The following is a 15,283-nucleotide window of genomic DNA, read 5'->3' on the forward strand; positions in this document are numbered from 1 at the left end:
GCATTGCAAACAAAGCAACACTTTGTTTTTGCTCATGTTGGATGGGGTACGTCTGTACCCTCCTCTAACTTAGCGACATTTATGTCGCCTCACGATAGAAATACCATCTATGTTTTACCAAAATTTAAATGCATATCAATTTTTAATGCTCAATTTTTGGTTCACACAAAAGTCTGTTTTTAAATCAACATAAAAAAACCTCCTTAAAAGGAGGTTTTAAAATATTTGTAATTATTCAAATTAATTATCACTCATAAATGCAAGATCATTTAATCCTGCTTCACTTGCACGAGACATCACTTGTGCAACGGTATCATAGCGAGATTCTTTATCCGCTCTTAACTGAACAGCTGGTTTTACTGGCTTTTGACCTTCTTCATCAAATCGTTTAGCCAATTCATCTAAAGTGATGACTTTATCATTCCAAGCCACATCACCATTCTGATTGATACTGATGGTAATTGCTTCAGGTGGAGGCGCAATCACTTCAGCTGTGGTCTTTGGTAAAGTTAATGGTATCGATGGGTTAGCAACGGTGGCTGTCACCAAGAAGATGATCATCAATACCAACATAATATCGATCAGCGGAATGAGATTCATCTCATTCATGCCAGAATCGTTGTCTTCTCCCAATTGAAAAGCCATTAAGCTTGACCTCCAACTAAACCTTTATTTGTAGATTCAGATTCAACTTTTTGCGTTGAAGAATCTTGTTGTAACATCGTATCAATTAACAAACCATGTGCTTGATCTTGCAACTCATTTGACAATGTCCGATTAAAACGTACGCAAATGTTATATGCCAATACTGCTGGAATCGCAACAGCAAGACCTAAACCCGTCATGATCAGTGCTTCACCAACTGGTGTTGCAACTTGAGCTAAACCGGCTTGACCACTTTTACCTACAGCAACAAGCGCATGGAAGATTCCCCATACTGTACCAAACAAACCTACAAATGGTGCAAGTGAAGCAATCGTTCCTAAAACTGAAACACCTTTTTCTGCATTGGCTTTTTCAGCTGAAATTTGACGTAGTAACGCTTGTTCTGCAACTGCTTTACGTTGATCAAAGCTTAATGGCGCAAGCTTGGCTTTTAAGGCTTTTAAAGCCTGAGCAAGGTGATCCTGAGCAACCTGCTTGAGTTGACGCGTGCCTAGAATACGCAAAATGAACACAGTCCACGTTGCAATAGACATTGCCAATAAAACAAAATACAGTGTCTTACTGACCGCATCAGCATGTTGCCAATAAACTGAAAAGTTCATATGCACATTTCCTAATTCTTAAAAAAATTATTTACCTTTAGAGACCGACAACGCAAAATCTTGCCTAATTTTAAACGGCACACCCGCACCATTTTCTTTATAAGCTTTAAATTTTGCAGATTGAGTCTGCTTAACAACATAACTATCTAAACTTGAATTACCGCTGGATTGAAGAATACGAACATTGGTAATATTTCCGCCCGCATCCGCAGTAATTTCTAGATTTACAACCTTGGTTCCATCTTCTGGAGACATCAGTTTAAGTAATTGCTCTTTTGCGATACGTGGACTACGACTCCAAGACACCTGACCTTCGTTTACATTACGCGGCGTGTTTCTTTGCTCTTGATCACGACGTTGGCGATCGCGCTCATCTTGTTCACGTTTTTGACGGTCACGTTCATCTTGTTCACGTTTCTGCTGTTCCGCACGCTTTTGATCATCTAGACGTTTTTGCTCATCTTGACGTGCCTTATCCTGCTTCTGTTGCTCTTCTAAACGCTTTTGTTCTTCAAGCTTTCTTGCCCGATCATCATTTTCTACAGGTTTTTTCTGCTCAATGATTTTTGGCTTAACCACTGGTTTAGGCTCAACTTTCTTCTCTATAGGTTTTGGTTGAACTTTAGGTTTGATGGGTTCAGATGGAGGCGGCGGCGGCGGTGGAACATCTTCTTTTAACTTTAAAAACTTGATTTTTAAAGGTTCTTTCTTTATTTGAGGCAGTTCAAATGGTTTCATATGACTTACCCCCCACAACACACCTGCGTGCCCGACAACAACTGCTAATACTGCAGCAAGGACTTTTTTCTTCATCGGTGGTGGCGTTTGAAGTGGTGCAATGGAAGACTGACTCATAAGAATCTAAATACCTAAAATTGAGCAAACTACAAAAATATGATTTTATAGATTAAGCTCATCGGATAGAACAATTAAAGTGCAACAATGATAAATGAGAAGTGTTTTCATTTGCAACTGGTTTTTCAATATTTTTAATCGATTTTACAAATTAAAAATAAAAAAAGGATGCATAAAGCATCCTTGTTTTACGACTCATATTAAATGTATATTCATATGCTACTGAAAAACAACAGTCTTATTACCATCGACAATAATACGGTCTTCTAGATGCCATTTTACCGCTCTAGCAAGTACATTACGTTCAACGTCTTGGCCTAATTCACGCAGTTGATCCACAGTAAAATCATGGTTTACTCGCTCTACATCTTGCTCAATGATTGGACCTTGATCCAGATCTGCAGTCACATAATGCGCTGTTGCCCCAATCAATTTAACGCCTTTTTCATACGCCTGTTTATATGGATTTGCCCCCACAAAAGCAGGTAAAAATGAGTGATGAATATTGATCACTTTCATTTCCCATTTTTGTACAAACTCTTCATCAAGAATTTGCATATAACGTGCGAGAACTAATAAATCATTGCCTTGCATCAACTCATCGATCTTTGTATAGGCTTCACGTTTATTTTCTTTATTAACAGGAACCACATAAAAAGGAATACCAAAGTTTTCTACAGATTCACGTAAGTCTTCATGGTTTGATACCACTTGGGTAATTTCACAAGGTAAGCCACCTCGAGAATGACGCCATAATAACTCAAGCAAAGCATGGTCAACTTTAGACACCAAAATACCGACTTTTTTAATGTCACTGACCAAAGCCAAACGCCAATGCATACTATAACGTTCAGCCACATTGCTTGCGAAAGTTTGAATGAGACTCTCTCGACGAGATTGCAAATGATCGAGTTCGAACTCAACACGCATAAAATAACGCCCGCCTTGAGCTTCAGTTGCGTATTGATCAAGCGCAGTAATGTTCGCGCCCTGATGATACAAAAAGCTCGATACAGCTTGCACGATTCCTGGCTTGTCTTCACAAGTAATCAGTAGACGCGCTGTGTTGGCAGTAGTCATGTTCATGTTGATGGATATCACTTATAAGTTAATTTAAAAACAGCCAAATATTTTAACGCTTTTTCATCAGCTTTCAATCTTGATTCAGCCTCAATCACGTTTTACAGCAGATAAACTGGCAAATAATTCCGAAGAACCGAAGCTTTCTAGCAAGCGTTCATAGGTTTCACGACTTTCGCCACGTAAATAAGGGCCTTCCAAAAACACCATCTGGCGCAATGCTTGCCAAATCCATTTTTCATCTAAATGGTTCGAATCACTTAAATGCCCAGACATATAAAGAAAATTTGTCCAGTTGGTCAGCACGATCCAAATATTGATGATGAGTGCTTCAATTTCAGAAGGTGTCATCTGCATAAGTCCCGCCTCAACAAAGGCATGATAAATTTTTTGCCCTTGTTGCATCACCTTGCCAGCGAAGCGAGGGTAAATTTTTCTAAAGTCATCATTATTTTCAATTAAATGATAAACATCACGATGTAGAAAGCGATATTCCCATAGCTGGCTGCTTAAAACTTGGAAATAACGGATTTTATCATTCGCATTGACTCCACGGTCATCGGGTAATGACAGCATATCTAAAGTTTCTTTTTGGTATTGTTCCATCAATTCTTTGATGATTTCTTGTTTGTTTCGAAAATGATAATACAAATTTCCAGGACTGATCCCAAGCTCTGCTGCAATATGATTTGTTGTAACTGCACGTTCGCCGCGCTCATTAAAAAGTTGCAGACTAATCTGCAAAATTCGGTCTTTCGTTTTCAAAGTTTTGGAGCTCGACATCCTATTACCATTTTTAACCGTTAGCACAAGCTAACATAAAGTGACTTGACTATTTAGAGTATTTACTCTAAAAATTATATTATATTAACCTATTCGTAAATGGTGTTTGTCATGAACAGTCATACAAAAACAAATTCAATGACTTCTTACTCACCTGAAGTTCAACGTATGCATGACATTCTTGAACAACAGAAAGTCGCTTATCAACGCTATCCTGTTCCTACAGCAAAGGAACGTATTGAACGTTTAGCTCGCTTAAAGAAAGTTCTCGTAAAATACCAAGATCAATTTGCAGAAGCAATCAATCAAGACTATGGCAATCGTTCGATCAGCGAAACTAAAATTGGTGAACTACTCACATGTTTAGAACAAATTAAATATTATAGCAAGCATTTAACAGCATGGATGAAACCATCTAAGCGCCATGTGTCTATCTTACACCAACCAGCCAAAGCTTGGGTGCAATATCAGCCTTTAGGTGTGATTGGAATTATTGCACCATGGAACTATCCATTGTTACTTTCTGTTGGTCCACTGATTTGTGCATTGGCTGCAGGAAATCACGCAATACTCAAAATTTCAAGTTCATCTTCTAATTTTGGCTTCGTACTTGAAAATGCACTCTCAGAAGCTTTTCCACAAGAATTGGTTGCCGTGGTGAATGGTGGTGGTCAAATTTCAGATGCATTTTCACATTTAGCATTCGATAAAATCATTTTTACTGGCTCTACCAATGTCGGTAAAACCGTCATGTCTGCTGCTGCCGAAAATCTAGTGCCTGTTATTCTTGAGCTTGGTGGTAAATCACCTGTAATCGTACATCCTTCAAGCGATCTCAATCTGGTCGCTGAACGTATTGCTTTTGGTAAATTATGGAACTCTGGTCAAACCTGTGTAGCACCAGACTATATGTTCCTACCTAGAGGAAAAACTGCCGAGTTTATTGAAAGCTTTAAACAAGTTGCAACAACAATGTATCCAACGATTCGTGACAATCAAGATTATACTAGTATTATCAACGATAAGCAGTATAACCGCGTTCAAGGTTATTTAGAGGATGCACGACAGCAAGGTGCTGAGCTGATTGAAATCAATCCTCAAAATGAAGAATTAGCAAGTGTACGTAAAATTGCGCCCACATTCTTAACAAGCGTCCTACCAACAATGGACATTATGAAGAATGAAATCTTTGGCCCAGTTCTTCCTATTATGGAATATGATCAAATTGACGATGTGATTGACTTTATTAATGGCAGACCGCGTCCACTTGCTTTATACTACTTCGACTTTGACAATGCCCGCGCAGAATACGTTTCCCAACGTACCCATTCTGGGCATTTCGGTCAAAATTCCGTAGTTACCCATGTTGCACAAGACGATTTACCATTTGGTGGCGTTGGCGCATCTGGTATGGGCAAATATCATGGCCCAGAAGGTTTCTTTGGTTTATCACATGAGCGTTCGGTAATGTCTATTCCTAAGCTATTTAGCTTAAAATTCATATTAGCGCCTTATGACAAAGCCCTAAATAAGATTTTAGAGAAAACTTTCTTACGTTAACTGATCAAGGCATGATCTATCAAATTGGATCATGTTGCGTTTTGACGAATTCCGCTTGTCTTTTAAGCGGAATTTTGGTATAAAACGCCCCTTGAATGAATTCAATCCGTTTTATTTTGACTGGCCATACAGATTTGCTGTTGGCTAAATCAATGGAGTTACACCATGTCTAAGGTTTGCCAAGTTACCGGCAAGCGTCCAGTCGTTGGTAACAACGTCTCACACGCCAACAACAAAACTAAACGCCGGTTCGAGCCGAACCTGCATCACCACCGTTTCTGGTTAGAAAGCGAAAAACGTTTCGTACGTCTTCGTTTAACCACTAAAGGTATGCGTATTATCGACAAATTGGGCATTGAAAAGGTTGTTGCTGACCTTCGTGCTCAAGGTCAAAAGATCTAAGGAGTCTGAACCATGCGTGATAAAATTCGCTTAGTTTCTACTGCTGGTACAGGTTATTTCTATACCACTACTAAGAACAAACGTACTATGCCGGAAAAAATGGAAATCAAAAAATTTGATCCAAAAATCCGTCAACACGTAATCTTCAAAGAAGCTAAAATTAAATAATTTTAGTTTTCTTAAAAAATACGATCCATTTGGATCGTTTTTTTTGCCTTTTTTTTCTTCGACTTGTTAAACTCTTTAACGAATTTGGCACTGATTGTGCATTTTATATGGCTTTATACAAAGTCATTACCTTAAGAAATGATTTTTTGAATGATTTCTCCTGAAGATTTAAGGAGTATTTAGTGCCTCATGATGTAGATCTGATTATTTTACTTGCAGTTGGTTTTGGTATAGCACTGATTTTTGGCTATATCGCTGCACGATTACGCCTACCACCTTTGATTGGTTATTTAATTGCGGGAATTATCATCAGCCCCAATACCCCAGGTGTTGTTGCAGATATCGCGCTGGCCAATCAGCTTGCTGAATTAGGTGTCATGTTCTTAATGTTCGGTGTTGGGATGCATTTTTCACTGAATGATTTAATGCAAGTCCGAAAAATTGCCCTTCCTGGTGCGATTTTACAAATTGCTGTTGCCACATTACTCGGTATGGCTGTTTCCATTTTTTGGGGTTGGAGCTTTGGCTCTGCGCTGGTCTTTGGCTTAAGTTTATCTTGTGCAAGTACTGTGGTTTTACTCAAAGCATTAGGCGACAAAGGACTACTTAACTCTGTAAATGGTAAAATTGCCGTTGGTTGGTTGTTGGTCGAAGATCTGGTCATGGTTTTAGTCCTCGTTCTACTGCCTGCAACAGCAGTACTTTTAGGCGGACACACCATTGCAGGGCATGAATCTGATCAAAATATTTGGTTAACACTCGGTATTACCCTATTAAAAGTGACAGGTTTTATTGCATTTATGCTGATTATTGGGAAACGACTTGTCCCAATGATTATGCAATATGTGGCACGTTTAGGCTCTAGAGAGCTTTTTACATTAACTGTGGTCGCAGCAGCAGTATCCATCGCATATGGCTCATACGCAATCTTCGGTGTTTCTATGGCACTTGGAGCATTCTTTGCCGGGATGGTGGTTAAGGAATCAGATTTTAGCCATCGTGCAGAAGAGGAAACCTTACCTTTACGAGAAATTTTTTCGATCCTATTTTTCGTTTCTGTCGGAATGTTATTTGATCCGCGTATCCTTGTGGAACAGCCTCTGCATATTTTAGCGGTCATCGCCATTATTATGATTGGTAAGACGTTAGCTGCAATGGCATTGGTATTATTTTTCCGTTATCCCATCAACACAGCATTAACAGTGGGTGCCAGTCTGGCACAAATTGGTGAGTTTTCCTTTATTCTCGCAACTTTAGGCTTATCGCTGGGATTGCTTAGTCCTGAAGCACAAAACTTAATCTTAGCGGGTGCTTTATTTTCCATCACGCTCAATTCATTCCTATTTTCTGCGATTGAACCAGTACAAAACTGGATCCGTGAGCGTTCGCATTTAGCACGCTTACTTGAACGTAGTGGTGACCCATTGGCGATGCTTCCAGATGAAGTCGATCAAGCGTATTTACGCGATCAAGTGGTGATTGTTGGTCATGGTGAAGTCGGACGTCGTATAACCAAAACATTGATGGATGATGGCATCAAAGTGGTTATCGCTGAAGAGAACCGCGAGATTGTAGAGAATTTGCGTGAAAAAGGCATTGCTGCGGTTTCTGGTCGAGCAACTGAACCCAGTGTATTGATTCAAGCCCATATCCAACATGCACGACTATTGGTGATTTCACCGATGGATATTGTAGATATTCATAAAATTGTCGATACGGCCAAGCTACTTAATCCAGAAATTCAAGTGTTAGTCTGTGCTGAAAATAAAGAAGAAGCTGAAGTGATCCGTAAAGACAATGTTGGTGAAGTGTATTATGCAAAAGAAGAAATGGCGAAAAACATGAGTAATCATATTTTAAACCAAATCCAAATTGCTCATCATCATGAACCCACACATTGAAATAGGGCTATCGTCAAAACTCACTTAAAGCAACTGAACATTTATTTGTGAAAGTTTGCTTATTCGTGGTGTTTACCTCCAATAGTGGCATGAATGCCACTATTGGACAAAGATATAGCTTTTATAATTTGATATCTTCTTTTGATATCCTCTATGAATATCATGCTATTGACATACAAAGAAAAACGCACTCGAAAGTGCGTTTATTGTATTTATTCTAGAATAAATGAAATCACTAGCTCATAAATTTTGGTTGTTCATCTACAACTTCAGCGTGCCATTCATCTGCCTGTTTTTCAAGTAACGCAAATAATGCAGCTTGAATCATCTGTTGCGCAATCGCTGGCGTTTGATCACCCAGTAGTGCTTTCACTTCTTCATTAAATTGAATAGTGACCAATGGCTCTTTTTCAGAACCTGCATTACGCAGTGCCAGCTCCCCACCTTCGAGCTGTACCAACTCCAAAATAGCTTCCTGATTTCCAAATAACTCTTTTAACTGTTCGATAGACATAAATCCTCCATGCTCAACATGGGGCAAGGTGCTGAATGCACTTTGCATCTTGTAGATATTTTATATAGTCATTTAAAACAAAATTTCAAGTATATCTGATCAAAAAGATCAGAATTCAACCATTTCATTACGAAAACCATCAATAAGCTGCGATAAATCTCGGTGCCACTCTCTTAGAATCTTTGTATCAGGCAACCAAGCTTGTGGTGTTTGAGTCACTTTGATAATTAAGTTTGATGATGTTTCATCTTCTGGTTCTGGTGCACTTGGCTCAGGTGCATACTGACAAAGTCGATATGCTCTTTTGAGTTCGGCAATAAATCCTTCTTTGGCTAATTTTTGCATCACTAAAACTTCTGGTGATACTTGTCCTTTAGCCGCCATATTTTCTTCGATTGACTTTAAGGTTGGGGAAAAATCATTTAAACGGTAATAACGTACCAACTCTTGCAGAAAGGCTAAAACCGCACCATGTAAATGAAATACTGCTGCTTCACGATGTGCTTGAGCTTGTTGAACATTTTCAGTTTGTTCTCCTTGCATACATGCAAGACGAGCAAAGTAAAGTTTTTGATTGGTACGGTCTGCATGAAAGCGAGCTACACGTGACATGGAAGTTCCCTAAGATTTTGGCATTCTTTACAGTCTTAGCTTAATCTTTATTGAACAAAAATCACAATGAATTTTATCCATGTTGTATGTCAATAAAATAGATAGCGCTCGTTTTTACAAAAATATCAGTTTAAGTTTTTATTTTTATCATGATTTGGCGAGATCATTTAAATACTAAAATAAAAAAAGGAGCAATAAATGCTCCTTAGAATATCTGCCAATTATGCTTCTGGCTTATCTTCCGCTGCTTTTACACGAATTCCATGACCATGTAAGCGCAAAGTATTCAAAGCTTTAATCGCTTTGACTGCTTCTCTACCATGTGGCATTTCAACAAAAGCAAAACCTTTCGATTTTCCTGTTGCCGTATCAAGCACTAAAGTACAAGTATCTACTGTACCATATTGCTTAAATAACTCTAACAATTCAGCTTCAGTTACAGTACGTTCTAAATTACGAACTAAAATTTTCATCTCACAACCTTAAAATATAAACGAGGCAAAAAACATCAAAAAGCACTCGCCTACCTACTTTTTGAATGAAAAACGATTGCTATAGTTTAATCTAGATCTATACCAAAATCTAAATTAATCGCCCGACGTTCGATTAAGGCACTTTTTACAGTTTGCTCTCGCTGTCTGTAGTGGGTTTCTGTAGTACATAAATTTCGAGTTAAGTCATTGAGAAAATAACTTTCAATCTTACGACCTTGTTCATCCGTTTGCGTATGGGCCCAAAAACTTAAATTTTGTTTGGTTAAAATAAGTTCATTTTGGGCGCGTGTTAAAGCCACATAAAGCACACGACGCTCTTCCTCAACTTCATCGAAATTTCCTTGAGCACGTGCATTAGGATATTGCCCCGCAGAGACATTTGCCACATAGCAAACCTTTTGTTCTGTACCTTTCGCAGAATGGATCGTAATTAAAGTCACCACATCATCTTGCGACTGACGTTCAATTTCACTGATTGAAACAGGATCAAGCACATATTCTTCTAAGAACTCGCTCAGTTGGGTATGTTTAGATGCCAATTGCTTAACCAAATCAAAATCACCCACCCGTTTATGCCAATCTTTTTTGGCATAATTTTCTTCAAGTTGATTGAGAATAGCCTCTACACCGAGTTTTACACAGGCTTCAACTTCAGTTTTCAATACACTCATTTGCTTCATAATCAGCAATGTATTGTCAGGAATGCGTCCAAACTTTTCTAATTTTTCTGTGATTTTCTCAATATCTGCATCAAGTAACAGTTGTTGCGCCAGCTTACTCGCACCGACATCGCCCACGCCATTCCACAAGGTTAAAAACCGCATCCATGCAATATCATCCAATGGATTGGCAATAACACGCAATAAGCTCAGTAAGTCTTTAACATGCGCTGTTTCAAGTAACTTCATCCCACCAATAAATCGGTAAGGAACATTGGCTTGGATAAAAGCAGCCTCAATATGTCTTGCCGCAAAGGCTGAGCGCACCAACACCATGTGGTCATGCCAAGCTGAACCTTCTAATAAATGTCGCTCTTTGATGTCGATCGCGATCCATTTTGCTTCATCAAACTCGTTTGGAAAAACATGCATTCGCGGTTTAATGCCTTCACCACGATAAGCTTCAAGTTTTTTATCGTAATGAATATCGCTTTGATCAAGCAACCAGTTTGAAAAATCTAAAATTTCTTGAGTAGAGCGATAATTTTTTTCTAATTTAAAAATCTCTGCATCTGGTACACGTTCTTTAAAATGGTGGATATTTTCAAAATCCGCACCACGAAAACCATAAATTGACTGTGCATCATCCCCCACACAGAACAATGATGTTTTGTCTTTTAATGGTTCAAGAATCGCCCATTGCAAAGGATTGGTATCCTGCATTTCATCAACTAGCATGTACTGACATAAGCCCGCGACATAATCTGCTAAGCCATCCGACTGAGCCAAAGCAGAAGCAACCACGGCGAGAATATCGTCGTAATCTAGAAAACTACGTGCCCGCTTTCGGGTTTCGTACTCTTTCATGATTTCAGCAATTTGGTCTTTATCATCTAAAAACTCAGGCAATTGCTTTTCTAAAGCCAAACTTAGTTTTTGCCGAGTATTGCGTGCAAAGGAATATAAATCACAAAGCTGTTGTGGTTTAGGTAAGGCGTTGGGATTCTTTTTATCATCCTTTCCACGAATCAAACGGAACAACATCAATTGATCATCACGATCTATGATCGAAAATTGATCTAATCCAAAAGCTTTTGGCACACGTCTAAGTAAATACATGCAAAAGGTATGAAATGTAGATGCGCGTAACCCTTTGGCCTGATCACCTAAAGCAAGCTCTACCCGCGCCACAATCTCGCTGGCAGAACGGCGGGTAAATGTCAAAATTTGGATTTGATTGGCAGGAATGCCTTGATCAATGAGATATGCAGCTCGTGCCACAATGGTTTTGGTTTTGCCACAACCTGCCCCAGCAAGAACTAGACTATGTTTTGTTTCAGTCGTAGCAGCTTGTTTTTGTTGAGGGTTTAATTCATTAATCAGGTTGGCTAAACTCATTTTCACTCATCATTTTATGGATGGCTGCTAGTTTAGCAGAGCTATAGTGAAATTATGCATTTTAACCCAAGAATCAAGTCGTGAATTGACGCTTAAATCAGGACATACCAATGAAGAAAAATTCAAGACAATAAAATTCATCACCCATAGCAGAGATTAAAGGAGAGCTTCGATAATAAAAACAACCCTATAATCTTAACAACCGAGCCACACTCTCACAACAGCGTTCTAAATTTTGCTCACCATGCTTTAATGCTGTTGCTAAATCACATGCACCATCAACTATTCCAAAAATTGCACTAAAGCCTTCTGCATAAAGCTCATCGACGCCTTCACCGATATGCCCTGCAAAAGCAATCACAGGTTTATTCAACTGCTTGGCAACTTGCGCCACACCAAAAGGCGTTTTGCCAAACTTGGTTTGAAAATCAATACCGCCCTCACCAGTAAACACATAATCCGCTTGTGCAATTTTATCCTCAAGTTGGGTTTCTTTAATCACGATTTCTATACCAGAGCGTATTTTTGCTCCTGTAAAAGCCATAAGTCCGAAACCCAAACCGCCTGCAGCACCAGCACCCTGAATATTTGCCACATCCACATGCAATTGTTGTTTCACCAACATAGCAAAATGATCAAGATTTTGATCTAAGATCCCAACCATCTCAGCAGTTGCTCCTTTCTGTGGTGCAAAAATAAAAGAAGCACCATTTGGACCACATAATGGATTGTTTACATCACTGGCAATAATAATCTCAGTCGCTTTTAAACGCACATCGAGTTGTGAAAGATCAATGCTTTTGATCTGTTGAAGCTGCCCACCACCCACATCTACAGGATGGTTGTTTTCATCTAAAAATTTTGCCCCTAAAGCCTGTGCCATCCCAGCACCAGCATCATTGGTGACGCTCCCACCTAGACCAATAATGATTTTATCAACACCCAAATCTAAAGCGGCTTTAATCATTTCCCCTGTACCCAGAGTTGATGTCACCAAAGGATTACGTTGGGATTTTTCAATCAAATGAATACCATTTGCCATCGCCATTTCTATAACAGCCGTTTGACCGCCATCAATTAATCCCCAATAGGTGGATATTCGTTGCTGAACCAATGGACCAGTGACCTCAATATATACTTTACGACCACTTCGTGCAGCGACCAAAGCATCGACTGTTCCCTCACCACCATCTGCCATAGGTACATGAATAAACTGTGCATCAGCAATGACTTTTTCAATGCCACGTTGCATTGCAAAACAAGCTTGTTCGGCTGTCATACTTTCTTTAAATGAGTCAGGCGCAAGAACAAAAACTTTAGACATGAGCAAATGCATTTTGATGAGATTCAAAAATTAACATAACGATTTTTCGAGTATAGATAAACTAATAAATTCATAATTAAGACTAAAGAAATGACAACTATGCAACGTGTAAACCTTGGGAAGACCGCCCCAGAACTATATAAAACGGTCATCGAGCTTGAAAATTTATCTATGCAAAAAGTTCAGCAAGCTGGGCTTGATGTTGGATTCTCTCATTTGCTCAAATTAAGAGCCTCGCAAATTAACCAATGTGCTTTCTGTGTTCGTATGCATACCCAAGATGCAATTAAAGCGGGCGAGTCAACCGATCGTATTGCCTTGATTAGTGCTTGGCGTGAGAGTGAATACTTTACTGAAAAAGAACGTGCGGCCTTAATTTTAATTGAAGAGATTACTTTAATTGCCAATCAACATTTTCCAGATAACGCTTATGAGCAAGCTGCACAGCATTTATCTAGTGATGAAATTACAGCGATTGAATGGATTGCGATTGTGATCAATACATGGAACCGTATCGCCATTTCTAGCCAGTATAAAGTTGCAAAGTAAGCTGCGTTTTAGCACTTTAATCAATTTATCTAGGCAACACTTCGCTTTTCAAGCGTGTTAATTAAGATAAGATTTAACAGAATACTGCTCTAGTTGCATAAATATTTACGCCAAAATGCAAAATGCCTGATGTCATTCATCAGGCATTTTATTAAAAGCGTATACGATTTCAAATATCAAGTGAAACCTTAATGACTCGCTGGAGGGATGTGTTTAATTGCTGCTGCGAAGGTAAGATAGTTCACTCCTTGGAATAAAATATCCACACCTAAAAATAATCCGAGTACCCAAAAAGGAGAATCAGGTGATGCCAAAATAATTGCGCCTGTTGCCAATGTTAAAAGCCCTGAAAATAATGTCCAACCCCATCCAGACATTGGTTTCAACATAAAAGCATTAAAAATACGAATAAAACCGCCAATCAATAAAGCAATTGCCAGTAAATTGGTTAATACCACTGCAGTGGTAATCGGAGATTTAAAGGCATAATAACCCGCTGCGATATACAACACACCAAACAACGCCCAAAGCCAACGGAAACCGCCATCAAAAATTTTAAATGCTGCAATCAGGTGTAAAGCCCCACCGATCATCATTAAAGCACCAAACAATGCAACAACTGTCAATGTTGCCATACTCAGTGAAGCCAATAGCACTAATCCAAAAATCACCAATAAAGCTCCAAGCAGAAGATACCATTTACGGTTTTCATGGAGTTGATGACGAACTAAATCATTTCCTACAGTACGCATATTCTTCTCTTGGTTGTTATTCATTGATTTTATTGTTGATCTAATTCAGTTGTTTGTCTGTATAAAATCTGCATCTATACGAAAATAAAGCTTTATTTGAGCAGAATCTTAGCGATAAATTGCACAGGTCTATATGCTACTTCACCCATCCCATTTCTTGTGCAGTGAGTCGACTGATCATAGTATCTGCTAGTTCTTCAGGTGTTTTGCTTTTACTTTCTGAAAGCGGAATATATCCACCCATGATTTCTGCACGTGGTTGCGGGTAGCGTGGTTGTTGCTCAGGATTTGCATAGCCTGTTGGATAGAGTGGCTGCCCTGTTTTAAAATCATATTTATCTTTGGCGCCAAAGGTATGTAACAACTCATGTACAAGAACAACCTTATTACTCGAACTTTGCTTTCGCGATGCAAATAGATTCACCGAGCCAATACGTCCTCGTTCCAATGCAGTGGAGTGCTTCAATACTTTCAGCAACTTCGGATCATAATAATTTAAATACAGGGTCACCGATGGTGAGCCATCTTCTCCTTGATGCTGTTTCCATGCATAAAATCTAAATTTTAAGCTCCACAGAACTGTATCCAATATACGGCCTGATTCTGGAAACTTAGGTGGCAAAGTATCTAATTCACGTCCAAGTTGAAAATGGAACGAAATCGGTTGTCCACGAAATACTTGAGACTGCAAACTTAAATAATGTTTAATTTCTTCAAGATCATCTGTTGAAATTTGCTGAATATAGACTGATGTGGAGCGTTGACCATCTGCATTAATTGGATGTAATAAAACAAAGATGGGCTTGCTCCAATCTTGGTTCATATCACGCCAAGCATTCACTGCAACAATCAGCAGAATGATCAGTAAAATACCAACTCGAATCTTTTTCCACATTGATTATATTCTCAATTTTTAATTGCAATAAAAATGCTGACCTAGGCCAGCATTTTTAAATATCTATGA

General features: G+C 38.9%; 17 protein-coding genes. 5 read left to right on the forward strand and 12 right to left on the reverse strand.

Annotation, left to right across the window (positions count from 1 at the left end; translation table 11 throughout):
• Nucleotides 1-240 precede the first annotated feature (240 nt).
• The 5 genes from AC4CVF_RS16280 to AC4CVF_RS16300 all read right to left on the reverse strand — a co-directional run bounded on the left by AC4CVF_RS16280 (nucleotide 241) and on the right by AC4CVF_RS16300 (nucleotide 3,986).
• A complete protein-coding gene (locus AC4CVF_RS16280; protein ID WP_004717995.1) occupies nucleotides 241-645 on the reverse strand; it encodes an ExbD/TolR family protein in 405 nt (134 codons plus the stop codon).
• On the reverse strand, nucleotides 645-1,268 hold the full coding sequence (locus AC4CVF_RS16285) for a MotA/TolQ/ExbB proton channel family protein (protein ID WP_004818829.1): 624 nt from the start codon (nucleotides 1,266-1,268) through the stop codon (nucleotides 645-647). The genes AC4CVF_RS16280 and AC4CVF_RS16285 overlap by 1 nt, the downstream gene beginning before the upstream one ends.
• A 27-nt stretch (nucleotides 1,269-1,295) precedes the next feature.
• Complete coding sequence (locus tag AC4CVF_RS16290) at nucleotides 1,296-2,123, reverse strand: energy transducer TonB family protein (protein WP_336952160.1); 828 nt, start codon at nucleotides 2,121-2,123, stop codon at nucleotides 1,296-1,298.
• Between the two features lie 219 nt (nucleotides 2,124-2,342).
• Entirely contained in the window at nucleotides 2,343-3,209 is an 867-nt protein-coding gene (gene purU / locus AC4CVF_RS16295) for a formyltetrahydrofolate deformylase (protein WP_336952161.1), read from the reverse strand.
• A gap of 84 nt (nucleotides 3,210-3,293) precedes the next feature.
• Nucleotides 3,294-3,986, reverse strand: coding sequence for a TetR/AcrR family transcriptional regulator (locus AC4CVF_RS16300; protein ID WP_034611676.1), 693 nt, complete (start codon nucleotides 3,984-3,986; stop codon nucleotides 3,294-3,296).
• Between the two features lie 111 nt (nucleotides 3,987-4,097).
• On the opposite strand from AC4CVF_RS16300, the gene AC4CVF_RS16305 reads away from it, so the two are divergent.
• The 4 genes from AC4CVF_RS16305 to AC4CVF_RS16320 all read left to right on the forward strand — a co-directional run bounded on the left by AC4CVF_RS16305 (nucleotide 4,098) and on the right by AC4CVF_RS16320 (nucleotide 8,017).
• Nucleotides 4,098-5,546 carry a coniferyl aldehyde dehydrogenase gene (locus tag AC4CVF_RS16305; protein WP_336952162.1) on the forward strand — a complete coding sequence of 483 codons (1,449 nt, stop codon included), beginning with the start codon at nucleotides 4,098-4,100 and terminating at the stop codon, nucleotides 5,544-5,546.
• A gap of 165 nt (nucleotides 5,547-5,711) precedes the next feature.
• Entirely contained in the window at nucleotides 5,712-5,948 is a 237-nt protein-coding gene (gene rpmB, locus AC4CVF_RS16310; RefSeq protein ID WP_000048256.1) for a 50S ribosomal protein L28, read from the forward strand.
• A 12-nt stretch (nucleotides 5,949-5,960) separates the two neighbouring features.
• Entirely contained in the window at nucleotides 5,961-6,116 is a 156-nt protein-coding gene (gene rpmG / locus AC4CVF_RS16315; protein ID WP_003654787.1) for a 50S ribosomal protein L33, read from the forward strand.
• 182 nt (nucleotides 6,117-6,298) lie between these two features.
• On the forward strand, nucleotides 6,299-8,017 hold the full coding sequence (locus AC4CVF_RS16320; protein WP_336952164.1) for a cation:proton antiporter: 1,719 nt from the start codon (nucleotides 6,299-6,301) through the stop codon (nucleotides 8,015-8,017).
• A 235-nt stretch (nucleotides 8,018-8,252) separates the two neighbouring features.
• Here AC4CVF_RS16320 and AC4CVF_RS16325 read toward each other — a convergent pair whose 3' ends face one another.
• From AC4CVF_RS16325 to AC4CVF_RS16345, 5 genes are all read right to left on the reverse strand, one after another.
• Nucleotides 8,253-8,531, reverse strand: a complete 279-nt coding sequence (locus AC4CVF_RS16325; protein WP_336952165.1) for a hypothetical protein — start codon at nucleotides 8,529-8,531, stop codon at nucleotides 8,253-8,255.
• Nucleotides 8,532-8,639: 108 nt separating this feature from the next.
• The gene (locus tag AC4CVF_RS16330; protein WP_004718012.1) at nucleotides 8,640-9,143 is read right to left on the reverse strand and encodes a DUF6586 family protein; all 504 of its coding nucleotides are present in this window, start codon (nucleotides 9,141-9,143) and stop codon (nucleotides 8,640-8,642) included.
• Nucleotides 9,144-9,364: 221 nt separating this feature from the next.
• Nucleotides 9,365-9,616 (reverse strand): RNA recognition motif domain-containing protein, encoded by a 252-nt coding sequence (locus AC4CVF_RS16335; protein ID WP_336952167.1) that lies wholly within the window; start codon nucleotides 9,614-9,616, stop codon nucleotides 9,365-9,367.
• Nucleotides 9,617-9,702: 86 nt separating this feature from the next.
• A complete protein-coding gene (locus tag AC4CVF_RS16340; RefSeq protein ID WP_490789714.1) occupies nucleotides 9,703-11,694 on the reverse strand; it encodes an ATP-dependent helicase in 1,992 nt (663 codons plus the stop codon).
• Nucleotides 11,695-11,881: 187 nt separating this feature from the next.
• Nucleotides 11,882-13,018 carry a glycerate kinase family protein gene (locus AC4CVF_RS16345; protein ID WP_490789715.1) on the reverse strand — a complete coding sequence of 379 codons (1,137 nt, stop codon included), beginning with the start codon at nucleotides 13,016-13,018 and terminating at the stop codon, nucleotides 11,882-11,884.
• Between the two features lie 99 nt (nucleotides 13,019-13,117).
• Between AC4CVF_RS16345 and AC4CVF_RS16350 the strand changes: the two genes are divergently transcribed.
• Entirely contained in the window at nucleotides 13,118-13,567 is a 450-nt protein-coding gene (locus AC4CVF_RS16350) for a carboxymuconolactone decarboxylase family protein (RefSeq protein ID WP_336952579.1), read from the forward strand.
• 188 nt (nucleotides 13,568-13,755) lie between these two features.
• Here AC4CVF_RS16350 and AC4CVF_RS16355 read toward each other — a convergent pair whose 3' ends face one another.
• Both AC4CVF_RS16355 and AC4CVF_RS16360 read right to left on the reverse strand, forming a co-directional pair.
• Nucleotides 13,756-14,319, reverse strand: a complete 564-nt coding sequence (locus AC4CVF_RS16355) for an HdeD family acid-resistance protein (protein WP_336952580.1) — start codon at nucleotides 14,317-14,319, stop codon at nucleotides 13,756-13,758.
• A gap of 136 nt (nucleotides 14,320-14,455) precedes the next feature.
• Entirely contained in the window at nucleotides 14,456-15,214 is a 759-nt protein-coding gene (locus AC4CVF_RS16360; RefSeq protein ID WP_336952169.1) for a hypothetical protein, read from the reverse strand.
• Nucleotides 15,215-15,283: the final 69 nt, after the last annotated feature.

The organism is Acinetobacter sp. LipI_19 (assembly GCF_058242925.1).

Coding starts and splice junctions, on each gene's coding strand:
- AC4CVF_RS16340 (WP_490789714.1), bottom strand. CDS start 11,694: ATGAGTTTAGCCAACCTGATTAATGAATTAAACCCTCAACAAAAACAA.
- AC4CVF_RS16330 (WP_004718012.1), bottom strand. CDS start 9,143: ATGTCACGTGTAGCTCGCTTTCATGCAGACCGTACCAATCAAAAACTT.
- AC4CVF_RS16350 (WP_336952579.1), top strand. CDS start 13,118: ATGCAACGTGTAAACCTTGGGAAGACCGCCCCAGAACTATATAAAACG.
- AC4CVF_RS16280 (WP_004717995.1), bottom strand. CDS start 645: ATGGCTTTTCAATTGGGAGAAGACAACGATTCTGGCATGAATGAGATG.
- AC4CVF_RS16360 (WP_336952169.1), bottom strand. CDS start 15,214: ATGTGGAAAAAGATTCGAGTTGGTATTTTACTGATCATTCTGCTGATT.
- rpmG (WP_003654787.1), top strand. CDS start 5,961: ATGCGTGATAAAATTCGCTTAGTTTCTACTGCTGGTACAGGTTATTTC.
- purU (WP_336952161.1), bottom strand. CDS start 3,209: ATGAACATGACTACTGCCAACACAGCGCGTCTACTGATTACTTGTGAA.
- AC4CVF_RS16305 (WP_336952162.1), top strand. CDS start 4,098: ATGAACAGTCATACAAAAACAAATTCAATGACTTCTTACTCACCTGAA.
- AC4CVF_RS16335 (WP_336952167.1), bottom strand. CDS start 9,616: ATGAAAATTTTAGTTCGTAATTTAGAACGTACTGTAACTGAAGCTGAA.
- AC4CVF_RS16300 (WP_034611676.1), bottom strand. CDS start 3,986: ATGTCGAGCTCCAAAACTTTGAAAACGAAAGACCGAATTTTGCAGATT.
- AC4CVF_RS16345 (WP_490789715.1), bottom strand. CDS start 13,018: ATGTCTAAAGTTTTTGTTCTTGCGCCTGACTCATTTAAAGAAAGTATG.
- rpmB (WP_000048256.1), top strand. CDS start 5,712: ATGTCTAAGGTTTGCCAAGTTACCGGCAAGCGTCCAGTCGTTGGTAAC.
- AC4CVF_RS16355 (WP_336952580.1), bottom strand. CDS start 14,319: ATGCGTACTGTAGGAAATGATTTAGTTCGTCATCAACTCCATGAAAAC.
- AC4CVF_RS16285 (WP_004818829.1), bottom strand. CDS start 1,268: ATGAACTTTTCAGTTTATTGGCAACATGCTGATGCGGTCAGTAAGACA.
- AC4CVF_RS16325 (WP_336952165.1), bottom strand. CDS start 8,531: ATGTCTATCGAACAGTTAAAAGAGTTATTTGGAAATCAGGAAGCTATT.
- AC4CVF_RS16290 (WP_336952160.1), bottom strand. CDS start 2,123: ATGAGTCAGTCTTCCATTGCACCACTTCAAACGCCACCACCGATGAAG.